The organism is Gordonibacter sp. (assembly GCF_036667095.1).
Lineage (GTDB): Bacteria > Actinomycetota > Coriobacteriia > Coriobacteriales > Eggerthellaceae > Gordonibacter.
The window spans coordinates 1-1,960 of the sequence record NZ_JAVWUP010000340.1; the positions used below are offsets into that span (position 1 = coordinate 1).

Annotated in this window: 2 protein-coding genes; both read right to left on the minus strand. The window is 64.2% G+C overall.

Annotated features, from left to right (window positions below; translation table 11 throughout):
* Positions 1 to 148: 148 nt before the first annotated feature.
* The gene (locus RR842_RS14435) at positions 149 to 757 is read right to left on the minus strand and encodes a 4Fe-4S dicluster domain-containing protein (protein WP_332554066.1); all 609 of its coding nucleotides are present in this window, start codon (positions 755 to 757) and stop codon (positions 149 to 151) included.
* 2 nt (positions 758 to 759) lie between these two features.
* On the minus strand, positions 760 to 1,960 hold a 1,201-nt coding region (locus RR842_RS14440; protein ID WP_332730272.1), incomplete at its 5' end, for a molybdopterin dinucleotide binding domain-containing protein.

Sequence of the window (1,960 nt, forward strand, 5' to 3'; positions counted from 1 at the left end):
TGGAAGATGGAGGCGATGCCGCCGACGCCGAGCAGCGCGAGCGTCGCCAGCGCCACGAAGTTGAGCGACAGCCCCAGCCCGAAGCAGAGGTCGGCCAAAAACGCGCAGAGGAACATGCCCAGGCCGACGCGTTGGCAGGCGGTGGATATTACGAGCGGCCAATGGATTTGCATAGCGTCTCAGCTCCTTTCCGGGGCACGAGGTAGACGACGGAGGGCTTGTTCCCGAACTCAGGATGCACGCGGTAGACGCGATCCTCGTTCGCCGCAAGCACCCGCGAGACGGGGCTGTCGGGATCGTTCAGGTCGCCGACCGTGCGGCATCCGGTGGTGCAGGTGTAGGCGCACGCCGGCTGCTCGCCCCGCTCCAGCTTGTGGACGCACAGGATACACTTCTCCACCGTCTTGGTTTTCGGGTTGAGCGTGCGGGCCTCGTATGGGCACGCCCAGATGCAATACTGGCATCCGAAGCACTTGCCCGCATCGACCAGCACGATGCCGTCGTCGGTCTGGTATGTCGCCTTCGTGGGGCACACGGCGATGCAGCTGGGGTTCTCGCAGTGCATACACTGGTTGGGGAAGTAGAACATCTCGAGCTTGTCGGGGTACCTCCCCATCGGCCCCATGCGGTACACGCGGTTCCAGAACACGCCGAGGTCGACGTCGTTCTCCATCTTGCACGCAACCGCGCACGCCTGGCAGCCCGTGCATTTATCGAGGTCGATGACCATGCCCCAATGGCGCTTCGCTTCCGCCATGGCTACTCACCTTCCTTCTTCTTGACGATGCGGCACAGGGTGCTGCGCAGCCCCGGCGTGAGGAACTCGTCGTTGTACGCCCGATCGCTCGTCAGCGTGTTCGCGTTCGAGCTGCCGTCGGGGTACCCGGGCAATCCCAGCGCCGGGCACGCCTGCCACCAGCCGTGCGGGATGACGCACACGCGCGGGTCGATGCCGTCGCTCGGGCGCGCTCTCATCGTGATGCGGCCGGTGGGAGACTCGATCCACACCCACTCGTCGCGCTCGATGCCTAGCTCCTCGGCAAGCGACGTGTGGAAGACCACCTGCGGTTCGGGCACGATCTCACGCAGGTGTGGGATGCCGCGGAACGCAGAATGATAGTAGATGGGATAGCGGCGGCCCGTCACGCCGGTCAGCGGGTACGCCTTCGCGACGTCGGGCGTGGCGTACACGCTCTCCTTCGGCTCGGTGGCCTCGGGGAACGGCTTCGAGCCCGAGACGAGCTCGATGACCGAGTACAACTCGGCACGGCCGGTCGGCGTGCCGAAGCCGTTCTCCTCAAAGTCGCGCGACGGCATCATGGGCACGTGATGGATCCATTTTTCTTTCAGCTCGTCCCAGGTGACGCCGGCATGGGTCTGCTCAAGCTGCCAGTCGAACAACTCCTCGTCGCTTTCCCAGGGCCACCATTCGGGGCTGAGCCGGTGGCCGAACGTGCGCCAGAACCATACGTCACTCTTACGCTCGTACAGCGGCTCGACCGCCTTCTGCTGGCCGAACACCCACTCGCTGCACACCTCGTCGGCCAGGTAGTCGCGCTCGGTCCAGTGCGTGGACGGCAGCACGAGGTCGGCCAGCTCGCACGTGGGCGACATGTAGTAGTCCATACACACGAGCAGGTCGAGCTGCATGAGCGATTCCTTCACGAGCGCGGTGTTCTCAGCCCACGACAACGGGTTGCCCTGCACCATGATGTAGCCTTTGACGGGATACGGCTCGCCCGTACGCATAGCCTTGAACAGGCACATGGGGTTCGAGATTCCGTACACGGTTCCCGCCGCACGCTCGTCGACGATGCGCAGCTCCTTCTGAGTTTCGGGCTCTGCGCCAGTCAACGGGCCCATCTGGTTCCAGAAGGGCATGCTCAGGTTGCCGCCGCGCTTCTCGAGGTTGCCGCAAATGGCGATGATGCAGTTAACCAACTGCAGGATGTCCTTGCAG

Bases quoted from the DNA above. Each gene is read 5' to 3' on its own strand.
- RR842_RS14435 (WP_332554066.1), bottom strand. From the start codon at position 757: ATGGCGGAAGCGAAGCGCCATTGGGGCATGGTCATCGACCTCGATAAA.